Raw genomic sequence first — 20,983 nt, 5'->3', positions numbered from 1 at the left:
TTGCAAACATATAATTATAATGTACATATTACAGTAATATATTAATTAAAAAATAATTGATAACGATTATCAATTACAGTATACTTCTGTTATAGGAGGCATACTACATGAAAAACATAATTATTCTTTTTAGTATCATTGTTGTAATGATAATGGTTACTGCATGTGATACTAAAAAACAATCAACATCACACCAAAAGACGAAAACTGTCAGTATCGACAATACATATGAATTTAAAGAGCAAACTAAGGATCATAATCGTGGGACTATGAAATCTAAAACTGTTAAAGTACCTATCAATCCTAAAAGAGTGGCTGTAATGGATTATGGTGCATTAGATACTATGCAATCTTTGCATTTAGAAAATCGCATAGTATCCATATCTAAAGGTCAAAATGCCTCTTTTTTACCAGAACGTTTAAAAGCGTTTAAAGACGATAAATATGCTAATTTAGGGAATCCTGGGCGCCCTAATTATGAAACTTTAGCAAAAGCTAAGCCAGAAGTTATTTTTGCCTCTTTTAGACAAGCGCATTCTAAGACATTAGAGGAAATGCAAAAAGCTGCACCACAAGCAAAAATTATTTTTGTAAGCCCCCACTTCGATAATTATATCCAATCCGTAAAAGATAATGCTATGATTATTGGTAAAATATTTAAACGAGAAAAAACTATACACAATATGAGCGATAAATTAGATCAGAAACTGTTAGAAACTAAAACAGTCATTAACAAAGATAAGGTATTATTTTTAAACGTGGATGACAAAGATATGAAGGCGTATGGCTCTACAGGAAGATTTGGTGGATTTATTAATGAAACTTTAGGTATAAGACATGCTGATACAAATATGAAGGCTAGTTCAAGTGGCGCGGTCATTTCGTATGAGTATTTAGCACATACAAACCCTGACAAGTTGTTTGTAATAGATAGATCGAAGGATGGTAAGACGAATGGAGTGCCGGAAGCATTAAAAAACCCAGTCATAAATAATGTTAAAGCTGTGAAAAATAATGAGATTACCCTATTTGAGGCTAATGATTGGTTTTTTAACGAAGGTGGTCTGCAAGCAACAATGGATCAATTAAATGATGTTGAGAATGCATTTAAATAAAAATAAAAAGCGCTACAGGCGATTAAATCTTCCTGTAACGCTTTTTTATTATTGTTTGTGGCGTGTATATTCTTCAACTTCTTGTCGAGGAATACCGCCTCGTTTTCTAATTTCTTTATTAAGTTTTTTTTCTTTGCGTTTTCGTCTCCAATTTCGAGTAAAATACCATAATAAAAATGTAATAATAATACAAAAGATTGCTAAAAATGCAGCATAACCCAACAATGGTTCATATGAAATGTTGTAAAAGTTAGGTATTAAAAATGCTGCAATTGCTAAAACAATAAAAGTGGTAATTGCAGGGAAAAACCATTTGTTTAATACTAAATTACAAAATACAGTCAATAATATTGCTGCTACAAAAGTAATCCACAAATAGTTCGGCATATCAAATATACTCATATTAATTGCTCCTCACAAAACTTATAAAATTGACATAAAGTCTTTGTTAACTACATTTTATCTGAAAATACTTTATATGTATAGCGACTATAGTTGTATCTCACGTAATAATTGTCCTTAGTATATCTTTAGTAAGTGATTAATGTATAATGCAAAGTGAATACATAATGAAAAGGAGTGAAATCAATGATGGTTTCCTTACCATTTAGAAATGAAGTCCCTAGTGAAGAACAATGGGATATTACTGATTTATTAATATCTGATGAAGCTTTTTATACACAATTAACCGAGACTACTAAACAAGCTCAACAATTTCGTGCAAATTTTGATACTCAAATAACTGTAGATAAGATTGAATCAATGTTACAGCAATATTCACAAATATTAATAGAAGTCGATCGTATGGCAAACTATGTTGAATTAAGGTTAAGTGTTGATACTACAAACGAAGCAGCACAAAATTTAAGTTCTAAATTTAGTACGACATATGGCAAAATAGCAAGTAATCTAGCCTTCGTTGAATCTACAATATTAGCTTTAAGCGATGAAGAGTTAGCACGTGTTATTGATCATTCTCAATACAAACACTTTTTAACTAAATTAAAAGCGCGCAAACCATATCAACTGGCACCTAATGTAGAGGAAGCTTTAGCGAGTTTCTCCCCTATTTTTGAAAAGCCTTATGAACTATACGGCAATACTAAGATGTTAGATATTGCTTTTGATTCATTTAAGCATAATGACGCTGTTTATCCTATGGATTACGTTACATTTGAAAATGATTATGAAGATAATGCTGATCCAGAATTTAGACAGAAAAGCTTTGCGACTTTTAGTGATGCTTTAAAAAAATATCAACATACTACTGCAACGACATATAATATGCAAGTACAACAAGAAAAGATAGAAGCAGATTTAAGAGGATATGATTCTGTTATAGATTATTTATTACAAGACCAAGAAGTAACACGTGAAATGTTTGATCGACAAATTGATGTAATCATGAGCGAACTTGCCCCTATTATGCAAAAATATGCTAAGTTGTTGAAGCGTGTACATAATTTAGAAGTAATGCGCTTTGAAGATCTGAAGATTTCGATTGACCCTCTGTATGAACCTGAAATTTCAATTGAAGAATCTAAATCATATATCTATGGCGCACTGAATGTCTTGGGTGATGATTATTTGAATATGGTTGAAACTGCATATAGAGATCGTTGGATCGACTTTGCTCAAAATAAAGGCAAAGAAACTGGTGCATATTGTGCAAGTCCGTATGCTTCACATTCTTACGTATTTATTTCATGGACAGGAAAAATGGCTGAAGCATTTGTTTTAGCGCATGAACTTGGACATGCAGGTCATTTCAACTTAGCGCAACACCATCAAAATTATTTAGAATCAGAGGCATCTATGTATTTTGTAGAAGCGCCTTCTACAATGAATGAAATGTTAATGGCAACATACCTATTTCAACGCAGTGAAGATTCACAATTTAAGCGTTGGGTTATTGGATCAATAATTTCAAGAACGTATTATCATAATATGGTAACGCATTTGTTAGAAGCTGCATTTCAACGTGAAGTTTATACAAAAGTAGATGCGGGCGAATCGTTAACTGCGCCCCAATTAAATCAAATAATGAGAGATGTATATAGTCAATTTTTCGGAGATAGTGTTAAGTTAAGTGATGGTGCTGAATTAACATGGATGCGCCAACCTCATTATTATATGGGATTATATTCCTATACTTACTCTGCGGGACTAACTATTGGAACGGTTATGGCAGAACGGATAAAAAATGAAGGCCAAAGTGCAGTAAATGATTGGCTAAATACATTGAAACTTGGAGGAAGCAAATCACCTATAGAATTAGCACAAGTTGCAGGTATTGATATTACAACAGATCAACCATTGCGTGCGACGATTAATTATATTGGTGAGCTCGTGAATGAGTTAGAAGATTTAACAAATATTATTGAAAATAAATAAACAAAGGCTACCAAGCATATGGCTTGGTAGCTTTTAATTATCGTATGATTCGAAACGTTCACCTGTAATAAAGTAATAATAATTCTCTGCAATATTACAAATATGATCGCCTATTCTTTCCAAGTGTCTTGCAGCTAGATGTGCTTGTCCTGAAACGAAAGGATCGTTATCAATCAGATAAGTCGTATTGACAATGTTTCGATATAAATCGTCAATATCACGATCTCTAGCGATAATTTCTTTTATTAATGTCAGGTCATTGTTATTTGCTGCTGTATTTAAATCAACGAGCATTAACAGAGCTAATTTACCCATTGTTTTTAACCGTGTTAATACATAATTATCGCTAAATTGTGCACGTAATCGTATTTTGGCAATACTTGCAGCATTATCACCCATACGTTCAAAATCAGAAGCTATTTTTAATGAAGCCATCATAAGTCGTAAATCAGTTGCTATAGGTTGTTGGCGTGTAATTAGCATAATTACCTTTTCATTAATTTCTGATTCAAGTGCATTAATTTCCTTATCTAGTGCTATTACTTGGCGTGCATAATCACGATCATTAACACTCAGCGATTCTAAAGCATAGTCAATGTTACGATATACTCGAAGGCCAAGCCGGCGTAAATCTTTATTGAGTTCGCCGATTTGGCCTTCGTAATTATGTCTAATAATAGCCATAGTTTATTAACCGAAGCGTCCAGAAATATAATCTTCTGTTTGCTTGTCTGCTGGATTAGAGAAGATTTTTTCAGTATCATCGTATTCATTGACATAACCGTTAAGGAAGAACGCTGTTTTATCAGATACACGTGCTGCTTGTTGCATGTTATGCGTTACAATAATAATCGAATATTTTTCTTTTAATTCTTGAACTAATTCTTCTACTTTTAATGTTGAGATTGGATCTAATGCTGATGTTGGTTCGTCCATCAAGATAACGTCAGGTTCGATAGCTAACGTTCTAGCGATACATACACGTTGTTGTTGACCACCAGATAAGCTATAAGCATTAGTGTCCAATCTATCTTTCAATTCATCCCAAATTGCCGCGCCACGTAAAGATTTTTCTACTATTTCATCTAATACTTTTTTATTTTTTATACCGTGAATTTTCGGTCCATAAGTGATATTATCATAAATTGATTTAGGGAATGGATTTGGTTGCTGGAAGACCATTCCTACATTAGTACGTAATTTTTCAACAGAATATTTATCGTCAAAAATATTTTGATCTCTGTACATGATTTTTCCAGCTGTTTTTACAGAAGGTACTAATTCAACCATACGATTTAATGCTTTAATATAAGTTGATTTACCACAACCTGAAGGACCGATAATTGCTGTTACATTGTTTTCTAAAATATCTAAGTTAATATTTTTTAATGCGTGGTTATCGCCATACCATAAATCAAGATTTTTCGTAGAGTAGACAATACTTTTGTTTTTATCTGAACTCTCTATTTTGTTGTTTGAATTAGTGTCTAATGGCGTAGTCGGTGCTTGATTTTGTGCTGTATGTTTTTCTAATTCGACTTTTTCATCTTTATTTGCAGTTAAATTGTTTACCATAATTAAAACTCCTTTATAGATGCTCATTAAGGTTAAAATATAGGTTATTTAATGAGGTGTTTGTTTTATGCTAGAATATTGTGCCTAAAACTTTTTGCTGTATTTGTTACGCAAGAATATTGCGATTGCATTCATTAATAATAAGATAACAAGTAATACGATAATACCTGCAGATGCTACGTTTTGGAATTCTGCTTGAGGTAGTTTTGCCCAGTTGTAAATTGCCATTGGTAATGCTTGGAATTGATCAAAAATACTTGATGGTAATGCCATAAGTACTGTTGGAATACCAATTAAGATTAACGGTGCAGTTTCCCCTAATGCACGCGATAATGCAAGAATAAAACCAGTTAAAATTCCAGGAATAGCGGCCGGCAGAACGACTCTTCTAATTGTTTGCCATTTATTGCCTCCAAGTCCGTAAGAAGCTTCTCTCACTGTATTAGGAACAGCACGGATTGCTTCTTGGCTTGCTACAATGATTACTGGCAAAATCAATAAAGACATAGTCAAAGCAGCTGCTAGAATAGAGTTACTTAATGCTAGTGCTTCGATTCCCATACCACGTACGAAAATAGTCAGGCCTAATAGACCGAATACGACTGAAGGTACACCAGCTAAATTAGAAATACTTACTTTAATAAATTGAGTAAATGCATTGTCTTTAGCATATTCCTCTAAATATATTGCTGTGCCTACCCCTAATATAATCGTGATTGGGATAATAGTAATCATCAACCAAACTGTACCGATTAATGCGCCTTTAATACCTGCCATCGATGGTGTTGAAGATGAGAAACTTGTAAAGAAAGATGGCGTTAAATGTCCAGCACCTTTAATTATAGTATCAATTAATAATACCGCTAATACAACAAGTCCAACCATTGTGCAGGCGAAGAACGCCCATTTGTTAAATTTATTTGTTTTCAAGCGTCCATTTAATTTATTTTCTACTGATTTTTGATCTACTAACACTTTGTTGTTATTTGATGGTGCTTGAGAGATTGTTTGATCATTTGCTTGTGTCATATTAATACTCCTCTCTAAAGCGTTTCGTAATCCATTGAGAGATTAAATTCATTGCTAGTGTAAATAGGAATAACGTGAATCCTACTGCATAAATACTATAATAAATGTCTGAACCGAAAGTAGCGTCACCAGTTGCGACTTGAACAATGAAACCAGTCATCGTTTGGATTGAACCAGTTAAGTCTAATGAGGCAGTTGGTGTACTACCTGCAGCGAGTGAGACAATCATTGTTTCACCAATTGCACGTGAAATGGCTAAAACAATTGACGCCATGATACCTGATGTAGCTGCTGGTAATACTACTTTAGTCGCTACTTCGAATTTTGTAGCACCTAAGCCTAAAGCACCTTCGCGCATTTTATTAGGAACTGAGGACATAGCATCTTCACTCATACTTGAAATAAGAGGAATGATCATGATACCTACTACAATCCCAGGACTAATAGAGTTAAAGCTTCCTAATGATGGGAAAATGTCTCTTAATAATGGTGTTACAAATGTTAAAGCAAAGAAACCAAATACAATAGTTGGAATACCTGAAAGGATTTCCAAAATTGGTTTGATAATTGCACGTGCACGTTGTGATGCATATTCACTTAAATAAATAGCTGCACCTAAGCCGATTGGCACCGCTACAATAGTTGCTATAACTGTAATTTTCAAAGTACCTAGAATTAATGCCCAAATACCATATTTAGGTGTGGATGAGAATGGATTCCAATCCATCGTAAATAAAAATTCTGTAATTGGTACGCGTGTAAAGAATGTTATTGTTTCCGTTAATAAAGTTACTAAAATACCTACTGTCGTTAATATGGAAATAACTGCAATAGTTCCTAAGATGACAGGCACAATTTTGTCGCTTGTACCTTTCTTTTTGGCGTTGTTTTGAGCAATCATTTCACTAACAGAGAAATTGTTATCCGCCATAAAAATACCTTCCTTCTATATAATAAGCTCCCAAAATTTAAAAAAGATTGGGGACTGTTGTCACCTACTTACAAAAACGGTGTTTCGTAAGTGTTATAAAGGTGAACAGTTATGGAAAATGGTTAACGAAGTGGTGTTTACTTCGTCTGCCATTTTCCTTATCCCAATCTTAAAGAATTGATGTTATAATTATTTTTCTTCTTCCTTACTACTTTTTTCTTTGCTATCTCCACCTGTAATGTCCTTCAGGTTATCTTGTTGTTCTTTGTAAGTTTTTTCAGGAAGTGCAACATATCCAGCATCTTCTGCTGCTTTACCTTTATCGTCTAAGATGAAGCCGATGAATTCTTGGAAAGCTTTATTGTCTTTAAGTTTTTTCTCATTTGCGTAGACATATAAGTCTCTACTTAAAGCGTATGAACCATTTTGAATAGATTTCTTAGTTGGTTCTTTTGCTTCGCTATCACCTTTGATTTTAACTGCTTTTAATTTGTCTTTATTTTGTTCGTAGAAGTTATAACCGAAATAACCAATACCTTGTTTATTATCTTGTACTGAAGAAACGATTACGTTTGTATCAGCATTTTTCTCTGCTTTGATATCACCGTCATCCATAACTTCTTCTGTGAAGAAATCATAAGTACCGTGTGATTGGTCAGGAGAGAAAGCTTTAATTTCTTTATCTGGCCATTCTGGGTTAACATCTTTCCAAGACTTAGCTTCACCAGAATAAATTTGTTTCAATTGATCTTTATCAAGTTCATCAACAAAGTCATTTTCTTTGTTAACTGCAATAGTTACACCGTCTTTTGCAACTTTGAACTCTTCATATTTAATACCTTTATCTTCTAATTTTTTCTTTTCTTCATCTTTGATTGGTCTAGAAGCATTTGCAAAATCAGTGCTTCCAGAAATGAATTTTTCAAATCCTCCACCAGTACCAGAAGTACCAGAAGAAACTGTTATATTTGGAAAATCTTGAGCAAATTTTTCATTTAATTTTTCAATGATTGGACCTACTGTTGAAGAACCGTCACCCTTAACTTCGCCTTCAACATCTTTGCCTTCACCAGAACCTCCGCTACCGCCACAAGCTCCTAGTAAAAACGAAGCACCAACAACTGTAGTACCAATTAACTGCCATCTTTTCATTGAAACATCCTCCTAAATAGAATCAATAACTCGAAAACAAGTTATATGTATTTATTACAACTCTTATGATACAGACGAATTATTAATCTCAAATATGCTAATTGTAAATGTTTCGTTAAGAATAGAATCATTGTGTTTACAAAATTAAAAATTGAAAGCATAGCTTGTGGAAGTCAATCATATCAAGGGTTTAAAGAGTTATAAATGTTACGTTAACATTACGTGATACTAAAATTAGCAAAATAATTATTTAGTTTTTGTGTTGAAAATTTTATTTTGGGTTTGTTTACTTATAATTAAATGTATTTTGAGGAAGTTTTAGTTGATTATTAAGAAAGTATTAAGTGAATAAAATGGAACTTGTACATTAATTGTGCTTTAGTGAGATTGTCGATGTAGTTTCTGACTTTGTGGCATGTTTATGCACGCTTTCCGCGGGGACTGCCTCAGCCTGTAGTCTTCGGCGAGAGCTATTCCCGCAGGAGTCGGCATAAATACAGCCGATATTATAATATATATAAATAAACACCCCTTCACATTTATTTGTGAAGGGGTGTTTATTTATTATGATCTAGATTTTTTAAAAGCTCATTTCTATTATTGAACATCACCTATAATAATAGAAGAAACTAGTTTTCTAATCTAGACCATCCTTTTTTAGTTAGTTCAATTTTGCCAGTTTCGATATTAATGATTTTTTGTTTGTAAAGGTGACCAATAGCTCTTTTAAAAGCACCTTTACTCATATTGAATACTTCTTTAATTGCTTCTGGGCTTGATTTATCCCAAAAAGGCAATTCACCATCATACTCAACAAGTAAATCAAAAACGATTTGGCCATCTTCATCTAAACGTTCATGGGCTAATGGTAAAAATGATCCATTTAACTCCCCTTTGTCGTTGTGGCCAATAATTCGTACATTGACTAGTTCACCGAATCTTGGTTCTGCTTTACGTTCTGATTCATGAACAAATATTTTATAACCATCTTTTGATAGTAAAAAACTACCAATTCTAAGTAAACGATATGGTCTTGCTTCAATTACTTCGTTTTGTTTTGAATCGTCATGGACAGGCGTGAACATTGATTCAACTATTGTTTCTGTTGCTAATCTAGCAAACATTTGGTTTTCACTATCTATTCTTAAAGTGACTAATAATTCATCACCATGTTCTGGCCATAAAGTTTTTACTTTAGGTAAATCTTCCCATGGGATAAGGACCTCTCTTGGTAATCCAACATCTACATGGGCACCATCTCGGTCTGTTTTTAATACTTTTACAAAATCGTACTTATCTACAGTGATGTCTGGCATATTTTGGGTTGCAAATAGTTCTCCTGAACGATTAGGATAGATAAAAAAGCTGTACTCTTCCCCTACTGCTAACTCGTCTTCTTCATTAACTTCTGATTGGTTTAATTTAACTGTTTCGTTATTTGGGCCTTGTAACATATAAGTTGATCCTTGCAAACCAACAACTTTTAAGAATTCAATCGTTCCTACAATTCCTTTTTCTTCTCGTGCCATATTTGTCTCCTTCGCACATATTTATTCTGTACCATTATAACACGCCAAGCGTTAACAAGCATTAATCCTTTTTAGAAAGCTCGAAACAAAGATATAAGTATGTTATAATTTGTCCGTTAGAATAACGATAAAGGAGTAAGTGCATGTTACAAGTTACTGATGTGAGTTTACGATTTGGTGATCGTAAATTATTCGAAGACGTAAATATTAAATTTACAGAAGGCAATTGCTATGGGTTAATCGGTGCAAATGGCGCTGGGAAGTCTACATTTTTAAAAATATTATCTGGTGAGTTAGATGCTCAAACGGGCAACGTGTCTATGGGCAAAAATGAACGACTAGCTATTTTAAAACAAGATCACTTTGCTTATGAAGAAGAACGAGTTATTGATGTAGTGATTAAAGGTCATGAACGTTTATACGAAGTGATGAAAGAAAAAGATGCTATCTATATGAAACCTGATTTCAGTGATGAAGATGGTATTAGAGCTGCTGAGCTTGAAGGTGAATTTGCTGAAATGGACGGTTGGAACGCAGAAGCCGACGCTGGTTCATTACTTTCAGGTTTAGGTATTAAAGCAGATTTACAAGATAAATTAATGTCAGAATTAGAAAACAACCAAAAGGTTAAAGTTTTACTAGCGCAAAGTTTATTTGGGCAACCTGATGTGCTATTACTCGATGAGCCGACAAACGGTTTGGATATTCCAGCAATAAGTTGGTTAGAAGGTTTCTTAATTAATTTTGAAAATACTGTTATTGTCGTTTCACACGATAGACATTTCTTAAATAATGTATGTACACACATTGCTGACCTAGATTATGGCAAAATCAAATTATATGTTGGGAATTATGATTTTTGGTATCAATCTAGTCAATTAGCAATGAAAATGGCTCAAGATCAAAACAAGAAAAAAGAAGAAAAAATTAAAGAATTACAAGACTTCGTGGCACGATTCTCAGCAAATGCTTCGAAATCTAAACAAGCAACTAGTAGAAAAAAACAACTTGAGAAAATCGAGTTAGATGATATTCAACCATCATCACGTCGTTATCCATATGTTAAGTTCACTCCAGAACGTGAAATTGGTAATGACTTATTATTTGTTGAAAATGTATCTAAAACAATTGATGGTCAAAAAGTATTAGATAACATTTCATTTACGATGGATCCAAATGATAAAGCTGTACTGATTGGCGATAGTGAAATTGCTAAAACGACTTTATTGAAAATTTTAGCAGGTGAAATAAAACCTGACGAAGGTAGCGTAAAATGGGGAGTGACAACTTCTCAAAGTTATTTCCCTAAAGATAACTCAGAATATTTTGATGGTGTTGACACTAATCTTGTTGATTGGTTGCGTCAATATGCTCCGGAAGATGAGCAAACTGAAACATTTTTACGTGGCTTCTTAGGACGTATGCTCTTTAGTGGCGATGAAGTTAAGAAAAAAGCAAGTGTCTTATCAGGTGGAGAAAAAGTACGTTGTATGTTAAGTAAAATGATGCTTTCAAGTGCTAACGTCTTATTACTTGATGAACCAACTAACCACTTAGACTTAGAAAGTATTACTGCTGTCAATGATGGTTTAGAGTCCTTTAAAGGTTCTATAATTTTCACTTCATATGACTTTGAATTTATCAATACAATTGCAAACCGCGTGATCGATTTAAATCAACCAGGCAGTCTATCTAAAGAAATTTCATACGAAGCTTATTTACAAGAAATTGGTGTATTAAATAAATAATGACTTATAACAATTAGCCTTAACGTGATTTCTACTCACACGTTAAGGCTAATTTTATGCAAAATAGTGTTTTTTAATGGTATGGATATATATAATGAAATTAAATTGACTTAAGGAGGATATAACTTATGGAAAAGTTAAACTTAAACGATGGTCACATTATACCCGTTGTTGGCTTTGGTACATATAAATTAAATGGGACACAAGGTGTACATGCAATTGTGAATGCCTTGAACAATGGTTATCGTGTACTGGATACTGCTTATAATTATGAAAATGAAGGTACTGTTGGTAAGGCAATATCACAAAGTCACGTAGCTAGAGATCAAGTTATCGTAACATCTAAATTGCCAGGTCGTTATCATGACTATGATAGCGCAATGATAGCCATACAAGAGTCTATTTATAGACTTAATGTTGACTATATTGACTTATACCTTATACATTGGCCTAATCCAAAACAAGGGAAATTTGTAGAGGCTTGGACGGCGCTTATCGATGCTCAAAAAGCTGGGTTATTAAAATCAATTGGTGTATGTAATTTCCTACCTGAACATATAGATACGCTTGAGCAAGAAACAGGAGTCCTTCCTGCCATCAATCAAATAGAATTACACCCCTACTTTAACCAACAAGATGTTATAGACTATCATCGAGAAAAAGGTATTGTAATTCAAGCATGGAGCCCTATCGGTAGAGCTTCTAACGTAATTAATGATGAAACAATTGCTACGATAGCTGAAAAATATAATAAATCAATACCTCAAGTAATTTTAAAATGGCACGTGCAAAATGGTATTGTCCCAATTCCTAAAGCAACGTCTAACCAAAGACAATTGGAAAATATTAATATTTTTGATTTTTCATTAGATGATGAAGAAATGGTTAAGATAAATAACTTAACGCGTGAAGATGGTCGTCGCAAAGATCAAAATCCAGCGATATATGAAGAGTTTTAATACATTTTAAAGTGTAAAATGACATTAATATTAACTTTGAACATATAAAATGAATAAGTTTTCAGTAAATTCAAATAAAATGAATTTAAAGGTTTACAGTCATATGCCCTATATGTATAATATGAATCATAACCAATTTAATAAGAATTAGATGAGGCGCATCAATCATTAGTAAATTTTAGAACAAACTATCTGCTAGTAGCTAAAATTGAAAGGGTGAGATGCCGAAACGACAATAATAGCAGCTTATTGTTTTGTTGGACTTTGTGGTTAAGAGCTTAAGGTCTGTCATTATTTAAAATAATGGAGTGCATCACTTGTATATAGATTTAGAGCAGGTTCGCACTTAGAGCTTGTTCTTTTTTTTATATGATTTGTGATTCTCCCCTAATACTTTGAGGAGGATATGTAAGTGAATAGAAGTGTTTTAAAGTTTGGAGGTTCGTCTGTTAGTGATTTTTCGAAAATTAGGAATATTTCGGAAATGCTAAAACGACGAGTTGAACAAGGTGAACAATTAATTGTAGTAGTTAGTGCGATGGGAAAAACTACAGATCAACTTATGGAAAATGTAAATATGTTGACTGAAACACCTAAAGACGATGCACTTGCCCTACTGTTAACAACTGGTGAGCAGCAAACTGTATCATATTTAGCAATGACATTGAATGATATTGGTATAAGTGCAAAAGCAATGACTGGTTACCAAGCTGGTATTAAAACAGTTGGCCATCATTTGAAAAGTAGAATAGCTGAAATCAATCCAGATACATTTCACAAAGCATTTGAACAACATGATGTGCTAGTAATTGCAGGATTTCAAGGTATTAATGATGACTTTGAATTAACCACATTAGGACGTGGTGGCTCAGATACAACGGCAGTCGCTTTAGCTGCTAGCAACAATACCCCATGCGAAATTTATACTGATGTAGATGGTGTTTATGCAACAGACCCTAGGGTATATGCTAAAGCGAATCGTTTGTCAGCTGTCTCTTACGAAGAAATGATGGAAATGAGTGCTTTAGGAGCAGGTGTATTAGAAACTAGAAGTGTTGAATTAGCGAATAATTATAACATCCCACTCTACTTAGGTAGAACTTTATCAAATGTGAAAGGAACATGGATAATGGAACAAACAGATTTATTAGAGAAAAAAGCGGTGACTGGTGTCGCCTTAGATACGCATATGATGCATGTGACAATTAGTTACCCATTACCAGATAATAAATTATTAACAAGATTGTTTACACAACTCGATCGAGGATCAGTCAACGTGGATATGATTTCACAAATTGTAAATATTGAAGGTTTACAGTTATCATTTACAATTAAAGATACTGATGTAGTTCAAATTTCAAAACTATTGGAAGAGTTGTCAGAAGATTACAACGCTTTAGATTTCAAAATAAATGAATCATATGCCAAAATTTCTTTAATTGGTTCAGGAATGAGAGATATCTCTGGCGTGGCTTCAAAAGCATTTATCACTTTAATCAACAACGACATTGCATTTTATCAAACAACGACTTCTGAAATAAGCATTTCATATGTTATTGATGCAGACAATGGTGAACGTGCTGTTGCGGCATTATATGAAACCTTTGAAATGTAAGCAAATAATTTAAAAAATAGAAAATGGAGTGTATCAATTATGACAAAATTAGCAGTTGCAGGAGCAACAGGTTTAGTAGGAAGAAATATGTTAGATACAATAGATAGAAAAGGTATACAATTTGATGAATTAGTACTTTTTTCATCAGCGAGATCAGCTGGTACAGAAGTATCTTTTCAAGGTAAAACATATACTGTCAGAGAGTTAACAGAAGAAGCTGCAAATGAACAATATGATTTTGTATTAATGAGTGCAGGCGGTAGTACAAGTGAGCACTTCTCCCCTATTTTCGAACAAGCTGGTGCCGTGGTCATCGATAATTCAAGTCAATGGCGTATGGTCGAAGGCATTGACTTAATTGTCCCTGAAGTAAACGAACCAGAATTAACTAGAAAAATTATTGCTAACCCAAATTGTTCAACGATTCAATCAGTTGTCCCGTTAAAAATAATGCAAGAAGCTTATGGTTTAAAACGTGTGGCGTATACTACGTATCAAGCTGTTTCAGGTTCAGGTGTGAAAGGTAAACAAGAATTAGCAGAAGGTGCAAACGGTAAAGCACCTGAAACATATCCACATGCTATTTATAATAATGTGCTCCCACATATAGATGTCTTTTTAGAAGATGGCTATACAAAAGAAGAGCAAAAAATGATTGATGAAACTCGTAAAATATTAAAAGATGATGCTTTAAAAGTAACAGCGACATGTGTACGTGTTCCTGTTCAAGATAGTCATAGTGTTCATATGAGCGTCACTGTTAATAAAGATACTACAGTTGCAGATATTCAGCAGTTATTTGACAATGACTCACGTGTTGTCTTAGAAGATAATCCAGCAAATAATGAATATCCTTTAGCAATTAATTCTACTGGCAAAGATGAAATCTTTGTTGGACGCATTAGACGTGATGATTCTTTAGACAACACATTCCATGTGTGGTGCACTTCTGATAATTTATTGAAAGGTGCAGCTTTAAACGCTGTTCAAATACTGGAACAAGTTATGAATTTGAAAGGAGTTAAATAATATGACACACATTTTTGAGGGTGTTGGTGTAGCTTTAACTACGCCTTTCACCCATAATGAAGTAAATTATACTGCACTTAGAAAACATGTGAATTATTTAATCGACAAGCGTGCTCAGTCTATCATTGTAAACGGTACGACAGCAGAGAATCCTACACTATCTGACGAAGAAAAAGATCAAATTTTAGAAGAAGTGATTAACACTGTAGATGGACGTATACCTGTCATTGCTGGTACAGGTACAAATAGTACTCAAAAATCTATTCAAGCTTCTGTGAGAGCAAGAGAACTGGGTGCAGATGCTATTATGTTGATTACACCGTATTATAATAAAACGAACCAACGCGGATTAATCGAACATTTTACGACTATCGCCGATGCTGCTCAACTACCAGTAGTGTTATATAATGTGCCTTCTCGCACTAATATGACAATCGAGGCAGCTACAGTAGAAACATTAAGTCAAAATGAATATATTGTTGCCTTAAAAGATGCAACTAATGATTTTGACTACTTACATGATTTACAACAGCGTCTAGATACAGATCAATTTGCACTTTATAGTGGTAATGATGATAATATCGTACAATATTTTAAAGATGGCGGACATGGTGTAATATCAGTTGTAGCCAATGTTATTGCTGATGATTTACAACAATTGTTTGAAGCACAACAAAATGGTGAAGATATAACTGCAAGCTTTGCACCGATTGAAACGTTGTTAAATACTTTAGCGGTAGATGTAAACCCTATCCCAATCAAAGTATTGACTACGGTGGAAGGCTTTGGTAATTATGAAGTACGTTTACCACTTGTACCATTAGAAACAGCAGACGAAAATGTCTTAAAAGAAGCATATGCATATTATAAAGCGGGTGAACATCGATGAAAATATTACTTATTGGCTACGGTGCAATGAATGAACGTGTTGCACGACTAGCGGAAGAAAAAGGTCATGAAATTGTAGGGGTAATCGTTAGGGATAGCAATAATACATATCCCTACCCTACTGTTGAACATATTGCTGATGCACAAGATGCAGATGTAGCGATTGATTTTTCTAATCCTGAACTCTTATTACCATTATTAGAAGAATCTTTTAAACTACCATTAGTAATTGCAACAACTGGTGAAAAAGAACAGATTATTCAACGCTTAGAAGCATTAAGTACACAAATGCCAGTCTTTTTCAGTGCAAATATGAGTTATGGTGTTCATGCACTTACTAAAATATTAGAAGCAGCTGTACCACTGTTACGTGATTATGACATTGAATTAACGGAAGCACATCATAATAAAAAAGTAGATGCACCTAGTGGTACATTAGTAAAACTGTATGATGTAATAGAATCATTGCGCGATAAAACAACACCAGTTTATGATCGACATGAAGTTAATGAAAAACGTACTGATGACGAAATTGGTATACATGCCAAGCGTGGAGGTACAATCGTTGGTGAACATGAGGTTTTATTCGCAGGTATTGATGAAACAATCGAAATTACACATCGTGCACAATCAAAAGACATATTTGCAAATGGCGCTATAAGTGCAGCCGAAAAACTTGTGAAACAAACTCAAGGATATTATACTTTTGATAATTTATAAATTAAAGGAGCTAATTAAATTATGACACAACATTTATCAGCAGAAGAAATTATTCAATATATTAGTGATGCAAAAAAATCTACACCACTGAAGGTTTATGTTAATGGAGATTTCTCCAACGTGACTTTCCCTGAAACTTTTAAAGTATTTGGATCTGAAGGTTCAAAAGTCATCTTTTGTGAAGCGGCAGAGTGGCAACCATTCTATAGTGCCAATGAAGCAAGTTTTACAGATGTTGAAATCGAACAAGATCGTCGTAATTCAGCAATCCCATTAAAAGACTTGACGAATACTAATGCTCGTATCGAACCAGGTGCATTTATTAGAGAACAAGCCACTATTGAAGATGGTGCAGTAATAATGATGGGTGCAACGATTAACATCGGTGCTGTTGTTGGTGAAGGTACGATGGTTGATATGAATGCGACATTAGGAGGTCGTGCTACAACTGGTAAAAACGTACATGTAGGTGCCGGTTCTGTATTAGCAGGTGTCATTGAACCCCCTAGTGCTTCTCCAGTTGTCATTGAGGATGATGTGTTAATCGGTGCTAATGCCGTAATCTTAGAAGGTGTACGTGTAGGTCAAGGAGCAATTGTGGCAGCAGGAGCAATTGTTACTCAAGATGTTCCAGCAGGCGCAGTTGTAGCCGGTACTCCAGCTAAAGTGATAAAACAAACATCAGATGTTGAAGATTCAAAACGTGAAATTGTATCAGCTTTAAGAAACTTAAATAACTAATAAGTTATACTTAAATCATCAATAAAATTTTTTAGGAGGATTGAGTTATATCATTGTGTGCCATGTTTAGTAGTACTTTAGAGCATAACACTAACAATGATATTTCTCTCCCTCCTATTTTTATAATACATAATGATTGAACAAATATAACTCATGAACTAAAAGGACTGATCTAATATGAATGAACTTGAATTTGTTACGAAACATAGACGGCACTTACATCAATATCCTGAGCTAAGTTTACATGAATATGAAACGACGCAATATATTGCGAGCTTTCTAGATAGTTTAGGTGTTCACTATGAACGACCACTAGACACAGGATTAGTAGCGTATATACCTGGAAATGGTCAAAAAACAATTGCTTATCGTGCTGATATTGATGCATTACCGATATTTGAAGAAAATGATGTTGATTATAAAAGTCTCAATGATAATGTTATGCATGCATGTGGTCATGATGGTCATACTACTGCATTAATGTTATTTTTACAGCGTTGTAAATCACGTGCAGATGCTGGTACGTTACCACAAAATATAGTGTTTATTTTTCAACCCGCTGAAGAATCAGGTGGCGGTGCCAATCGTTTAATAAAAGCTGGTGCTTTTGAAGCGTACCCTATCGAAGCTGTTTTCGGAGTACATGTAATGCCCTTTGTCGAAGAAGGAAAAGTTGCAATTCGCGATGAAGAAATTACAGCAAGTGCCACTGAGTATCGTTTCTTTTTGAAAGGACTATCTAGTCATGTTGCTGATAAGGAACAAGGTCATTCTTGTGGTGAAGCATTACAACATGTATTGGCGCAAGTGGGTTCAATTCAACAATACCATTTAAATGGACTTAAAAGAAATATCGTTCATATGGGCAGATTTGAAGCTGGTGAAGCAATTAATACTGTGCCAAGTCAAGGATATCTTGAAGGGACAATTCGCACATATGATACTCAAGATTTGGCAGTTGTGAAGCAACAAATGTTAAAAATTGCAGAAAGTGTTGATTTATTATTCGGTGTTGAGTGTGAAGTTAAATTTGCAGAAGGTTACCCACCAACGTACAATGACCCTTCACTGAGAAAACATGTAGTAACAGGTCTAGAAAATGCTGGATTACAAGTTGTAGATAAAACGACACCTTACCTTTTTGGCGAAGATTTTAGTTTTTATAGCCAATTAGCACCTAGCTATTTTGTGTTTGTTGGTACTAAAGATGAGCAACGTGGATTTGTTACGGGATTACATACTGCACATTTAAATTTCAATGAAGCTATGCTAATTAGAATCGCAGATTATTATGATCAAATTTTAAATCATTACGGAGAGGTGCAAGCACAATGACAGCCACTTGGTCAGTAGATATACAAACTTTTTACAATAATGTAAAGCACGTACAACACAATAATTCTATTATGGCTGTAGTAAAAAACAATGCTTATCACTACGGTTTAGAATTTGCTGTACAACAGTTTTTAAAAGCTGGTATTACTACTTTTAGCACAACTTCACTAAAAGAAGCGATTAGAGTTCGTAAACTTGCACCCCAAGCGACGGTATTTTTAATGAATGCTGTCTATGACTTTGATACAGTACGTAAATATAATATCGAAATGACGCTCCCTTCATTAGAGTTTTATTATCAATACTATGAATCGTTGGCAGGTATCAATATACATTTAGAATATGAAAATCTGTTACATCGTTCAGGTTTGAAAACATTAGCTGAATTACGCGAAGTATTACAACATCATCAACAAAACCACCAAGCAGAAAAAATGCACATTCGTGGTTTGTGGACACACTTTGGCTATGCAGATGAATTTGATGTTGAAGAGTATGAGATAGAAAAAGCAAATTGGTTAAATATTGTTAATACATTATTAGATGAAGGTCAACAATTTGATATGATACATGCTCAAAACAGTGCAAGTTATTATCGTGAGTCTGGCATTTTACCCAATCATACACATGCACGTATCGGTATTGCACTTTACGGCTCGAGACCTTATAGCACCCTCTCAACATTGGATATTGTGCAAGCATTAACGGTGAAAGGTAATGTTATTCAAGTGAGAACTGTCAATGCTGGAGATTATTGTGGTTATAGTTTTGCTTTTGAGGCACAACGTAATCAGACGAAACTAGCCGTAGTTGATATTGGTTATGGTGATGGTATTTTAAAAACGAGAGCACAACACGAAGTGATTATTAACGGTCGTCGTTACCCTATTCGTGCATTAATGATGAGTCATATGTTTGTTGAAGTAGACGATGAAGTACATGCACAAGATGAAGTGATACTATATAATAATGATATACGTATAGATGAACATACGTTTAAAGGTGTGGGAGCAAATTCAGAACAATTAAGTGCAATGAATCATGATTCATTGATAAAGGAGTATAGATAATAATGACTGTAGAATATAATAATAATGGCGAGCTTACAATGGGTGGTACAAGCTTAAAAACTATAGCGCAAAGCTTTGGTACCCCTACTATCGTCTATGATGAATCACAAATTAGAATACAAATGCAACGATATCATAATGCCATGAAACAAAGCGGCTTGAAATATAATATTTCTTATGCCTCAAAGGCCTTTACATGTATTCAAATGGTTAAATTAGTTGCGGAAGAAGGTTTACAATTAGATGTGGTGTCTGAGGGTGAACTTTATACTGCATTAGAAGCTGGTTTCGATCCTAGTCAAATTCACTTCCACGGTAATAATAAGACTAAAAGAGAGATACAATATGCTTTAGAAAATAAAGTTGGTTACATCGTTATTGATGATTTAGAAGAGATAGAGTTAATTAATCGTTATGCTTCTGATGTTGTTGATGTAGTACTACGCTTGAATCCTGGAGTTGAAGCACATACACATGAGTTTATTCAAACAGGTCAAGAAGACAGTAAATTTGGCTTATCCATTAAGCATGGTTTAGCAAAACAAGGAATTGAAGCGGTGCAAAATACCACAAAATTAAACTTAAAAGGTGTTCACTTCCATGTAGGTTCTCAAATAGAAGGTACAGAGGCTATGATTGAAACATCTAAACTAGTTATTCAATGGTTGAAAGCTGAAGGCGTTTTTGTAGATTTGATTAATTTAGGCGGAGGTTTCAGCATTAAATATGTTGACGGTGATGTGAGCTTCCCTATTGAAGAAGGTATTGCAGAAATCACTACAGCGATCAAAGATGTTGCTACAGCAGAAGACTATCCAATGCCTGAAATTGGAATTGAACCTGGACGCTCAATTGTAGGTGAAGCAGGTATTACACTTTATGAAGTGGGAACGATTAAAACAATTCCAAATGTAAATAAATATGTTTCTATTGATGGTGGTATGAGTGATCATATTCGTACAGCATTATATGATGCTGAATACGAAGCTAAACTCGTTAATAGAAATGATGTAGCAGATGAAACAGTGACTATAGCTGGGAAACTGTGTGAATCTGGTGATATTATTATCAAGAATGCAAAGTTACCATCTACAGTACGTCGCGGTGATTATCTCGCTATTCAATCGACAGGAGCTTATCATTACTCTATGGC

Annotated in this window: 19 protein-coding genes and 1 riboswitch; of the genes, 12 read left to right on the top strand and 7 right to left on the bottom strand. The window is 34.1% G+C overall.

From position 1 onward, the window contains the following. The first annotated feature begins 107 nt into the window (after positions 1 to 107). On the top strand, positions 108 to 1,115 hold the full coding sequence (locus tag CD036_RS02435) for a siderophore ABC transporter substrate-binding protein (protein WP_103387913.1): 1,008 nt from the start codon (positions 108 to 110) through the stop codon (positions 1,113 to 1,115). Positions 1,116 to 1,163: 48 nt separating this feature from the next. On the opposite strand, the gene CD036_RS02430 is transcribed toward CD036_RS02435, so the two are convergent. Then, a complete protein-coding gene (locus CD036_RS02430; RefSeq protein ID WP_002511108.1) occupies positions 1,164 to 1,517 on the bottom strand; it encodes a hypothetical protein in 354 nt (117 codons plus the stop codon). 186 nt (positions 1,518 to 1,703) lie between these two features. Here CD036_RS02430 and pepF point away from each other — a divergent pair, with 186 nt between their 5' ends. Beyond that, complete coding sequence (pepF, locus tag CD036_RS02425; protein ID WP_103387912.1) at positions 1,704 to 3,509, top strand: oligoendopeptidase F; 1,806 nt, start codon at positions 1,704 to 1,706, stop codon at positions 3,507 to 3,509. A gap of 33 nt (positions 3,510 to 3,542) precedes the next feature. On the opposite strand, the gene phoU is transcribed toward pepF, so the two are convergent. The 6 genes from phoU to cvfB form a co-directional block, all read right to left on the bottom strand. Then, entirely contained in the window at positions 3,543 to 4,193 is a 651-nt protein-coding gene (gene phoU, locus CD036_RS02420) for a phosphate signaling complex protein PhoU (RefSeq protein ID WP_002511110.1), read from the bottom strand. A 6-nt stretch (positions 4,194 to 4,199) separates the two neighbouring features. After that, positions 4,200 to 5,084, bottom strand: coding sequence for a phosphate ABC transporter ATP-binding protein PstB (gene pstB / locus CD036_RS02415; RefSeq protein ID WP_103387911.1), 885 nt, complete (start codon positions 5,082 to 5,084; stop codon positions 4,200 to 4,202). 84 nt (positions 5,085 to 5,168) lie between these two features. Next, complete coding sequence (gene pstA, locus CD036_RS02410; protein WP_103387910.1) at positions 5,169 to 6,113, bottom strand: phosphate ABC transporter permease PstA; 945 nt, start codon at positions 6,111 to 6,113, stop codon at positions 5,169 to 5,171. Between the two features lies 1 nt (position 6,114). Beyond that, positions 6,115 to 7,044 carry a phosphate ABC transporter permease subunit PstC gene (gene pstC / locus CD036_RS02405; protein ID WP_002511111.1) on the bottom strand — a complete coding sequence of 310 codons (930 nt, stop codon included), beginning with the start codon at positions 7,042 to 7,044 and terminating at the stop codon, positions 6,115 to 6,117. A 189-nt stretch (positions 7,045 to 7,233) separates the two neighbouring features. Further along, a complete protein-coding gene (locus tag CD036_RS02400) occupies positions 7,234 to 8,196 on the bottom strand; it encodes a PstS family phosphate ABC transporter substrate-binding protein (RefSeq protein ID WP_103387909.1) in 963 nt (320 codons plus the stop codon). A gap of 629 nt (positions 8,197 to 8,825) precedes the next feature. Then, positions 8,826 to 9,725, bottom strand: coding sequence for an RNA-binding virulence regulatory protein CvfB (gene cvfB / locus CD036_RS02395; RefSeq protein ID WP_021458810.1), 900 nt, complete (start codon positions 9,723 to 9,725; stop codon positions 8,826 to 8,828). Positions 9,726 to 9,868: 143 nt separating this feature from the next. On the opposite strand from cvfB, the gene CD036_RS02390 reads away from it, so the two are divergent. The 10 genes from CD036_RS02390 to lysA form a co-directional block, all read left to right on the top strand. After that, positions 9,869 to 11,473 (top strand): ABC-F family ATP-binding cassette domain-containing protein, encoded by a 1,605-nt coding sequence (locus CD036_RS02390; protein ID WP_103387908.1) that lies wholly within the window; start codon positions 9,869 to 9,871, stop codon positions 11,471 to 11,473. Positions 11,474 to 11,601: 128 nt separating this feature from the next. Continuing rightward, positions 11,602 to 12,432 (top strand): aldo/keto reductase, encoded by an 831-nt coding sequence (locus CD036_RS02385; protein WP_021458809.1) that lies wholly within the window; start codon positions 11,602 to 11,604, stop codon positions 12,430 to 12,432. A 143-nt stretch (positions 12,433 to 12,575) separates the two neighbouring features. Then, positions 12,576 to 12,754, top strand: a riboswitch (Lysine riboswitch). A 90-nt stretch (positions 12,755 to 12,844) separates the two neighbouring features. Next, positions 12,845 to 14,047: an aspartate kinase gene (locus tag CD036_RS02380; protein ID WP_103387907.1), complete on the top strand. Its 1,203-nt coding sequence runs from the start codon at positions 12,845 to 12,847 to the stop codon at positions 14,045 to 14,047. A 39-nt stretch (positions 14,048 to 14,086) separates the two neighbouring features. Further along, entirely contained in the window at positions 14,087 to 15,076 is a 990-nt protein-coding gene (locus CD036_RS02375; protein ID WP_103387906.1) for an aspartate-semialdehyde dehydrogenase, read from the top strand. Between the two features lies 1 nt (position 15,077). Then, on the top strand, positions 15,078 to 15,965 hold the full coding sequence (gene dapA, locus CD036_RS02370; RefSeq protein WP_103387905.1) for a 4-hydroxy-tetrahydrodipicolinate synthase: 888 nt from the start codon (positions 15,078 to 15,080) through the stop codon (positions 15,963 to 15,965). Beyond that, positions 15,962 to 16,684, top strand: a complete 723-nt coding sequence (dapB, locus tag CD036_RS02365) for a 4-hydroxy-tetrahydrodipicolinate reductase (RefSeq protein ID WP_103387904.1) — start codon at positions 15,962 to 15,964, stop codon at positions 16,682 to 16,684. The genes dapA and dapB overlap by 4 nt, the downstream gene beginning before the upstream one ends. Positions 16,685 to 16,705: 21 nt before the next feature. Further along, positions 16,706 to 17,425 (top strand): 2,3,4,5-tetrahydropyridine-2,6-dicarboxylate N-acetyltransferase, encoded by a 720-nt coding sequence (dapD, locus tag CD036_RS02360; protein ID WP_103387903.1) that lies wholly within the window; start codon positions 16,706 to 16,708, stop codon positions 17,423 to 17,425. Positions 17,426 to 17,602: 177 nt separating this feature from the next. Beyond that, positions 17,603 to 18,760 (top strand): M20 metallopeptidase family protein, encoded by a 1,158-nt coding sequence (locus CD036_RS02355; RefSeq protein ID WP_021458803.1) that lies wholly within the window; start codon positions 17,603 to 17,605, stop codon positions 18,758 to 18,760. After that, positions 18,757 to 19,830: an alanine racemase gene (locus tag CD036_RS02350; RefSeq protein ID WP_021458802.1), complete on the top strand. Its 1,074-nt coding sequence runs from the start codon at positions 18,757 to 18,759 to the stop codon at positions 19,828 to 19,830. Before CD036_RS02355 ends, CD036_RS02350 begins: the two co-directional genes overlap by 4 nt. A 2-nt stretch (positions 19,831 to 19,832) precedes the next feature. Further along, positions 19,833 to 20,983 (top strand): diaminopimelate decarboxylase (lysA, locus tag CD036_RS02345; RefSeq protein ID WP_258027385.1); only part of this gene is annotated, 1,151 nt, incomplete at its 3' end.

It is taken from the genome of Staphylococcus arlettae, from assembly GCF_002902345.1.
GTDB lineage: Bacteria > Bacillota > Bacilli > Staphylococcales > Staphylococcaceae > Staphylococcus > Staphylococcus arlettae.
This window is presented reverse-complemented; position numbering and strand designations above follow the sequence as displayed.

Excerpts from the sequence above, each read along its gene's own strand:
- CD036_RS02435 (WP_103387913.1), top strand. The coding sequence starts at position 108 with ATGAAAAACATAATTATTCTTTTTAGTATCATTGTTGTAATGATAATG.
- CD036_RS02430 (WP_002511108.1), bottom strand. The coding sequence starts at position 1,517 with ATGAGTATATTTGATATGCCGAACTATTTGTGGATTACTTTTGTAGCA.
- pepF (WP_103387912.1), top strand. The coding sequence starts at position 1,704 with ATGATGGTTTCCTTACCATTTAGAAATGAAGTCCCTAGTGAAGAACAA.
- phoU (WP_002511110.1), bottom strand. The coding sequence starts at position 4,193 with ATGGCTATTATTAGACATAATTACGAAGGCCAAATCGGCGAACTCAAT.
- pstB (WP_103387911.1), bottom strand. The coding sequence starts at position 5,084 with ATGGTAAACAATTTAACTGCAAATAAAGATGAAAAAGTCGAATTAGAA.
- pstA (WP_103387910.1), bottom strand. The coding sequence starts at position 6,113 with ATGACACAAGCAAATGATCAAACAATCTCTCAAGCACCATCAAATAAC.
- pstC (WP_002511111.1), bottom strand. The coding sequence starts at position 7,044 with ATGGCGGATAACAATTTCTCTGTTAGTGAAATGATTGCTCAAAACAAC.
- CD036_RS02400 (WP_103387909.1), bottom strand. The coding sequence starts at position 8,196 with ATGAAAAGATGGCAGTTAATTGGTACTACAGTTGTTGGTGCTTCGTTT.
- cvfB (WP_021458810.1), bottom strand. The coding sequence starts at position 9,725 with ATGGCACGAGAAGAAAAAGGAATTGTAGGAACGATTGAATTCTTAAAA.
- CD036_RS02390 (WP_103387908.1), top strand. The coding sequence starts at position 9,869 with ATGTTACAAGTTACTGATGTGAGTTTACGATTTGGTGATCGTAAATTA.
- CD036_RS02385 (WP_021458809.1), top strand. The coding sequence starts at position 11,602 with ATGGAAAAGTTAAACTTAAACGATGGTCACATTATACCCGTTGTTGGC.
- CD036_RS02375 (WP_103387906.1), top strand. The coding sequence starts at position 14,087 with ATGACAAAATTAGCAGTTGCAGGAGCAACAGGTTTAGTAGGAAGAAAT.
- dapA (WP_103387905.1), top strand. The coding sequence starts at position 15,078 with ATGACACACATTTTTGAGGGTGTTGGTGTAGCTTTAACTACGCCTTTC.
- dapB (WP_103387904.1), top strand. The coding sequence starts at position 15,962 with ATGAAAATATTACTTATTGGCTACGGTGCAATGAATGAACGTGTTGCA.
- dapD (WP_103387903.1), top strand. The coding sequence starts at position 16,706 with ATGACACAACATTTATCAGCAGAAGAAATTATTCAATATATTAGTGAT.
- CD036_RS02355 (WP_021458803.1), top strand. The coding sequence starts at position 17,603 with ATGAATGAACTTGAATTTGTTACGAAACATAGACGGCACTTACATCAA.
- CD036_RS02350 (WP_021458802.1), top strand. The coding sequence starts at position 18,757 with ATGACAGCCACTTGGTCAGTAGATATACAAACTTTTTACAATAATGTA.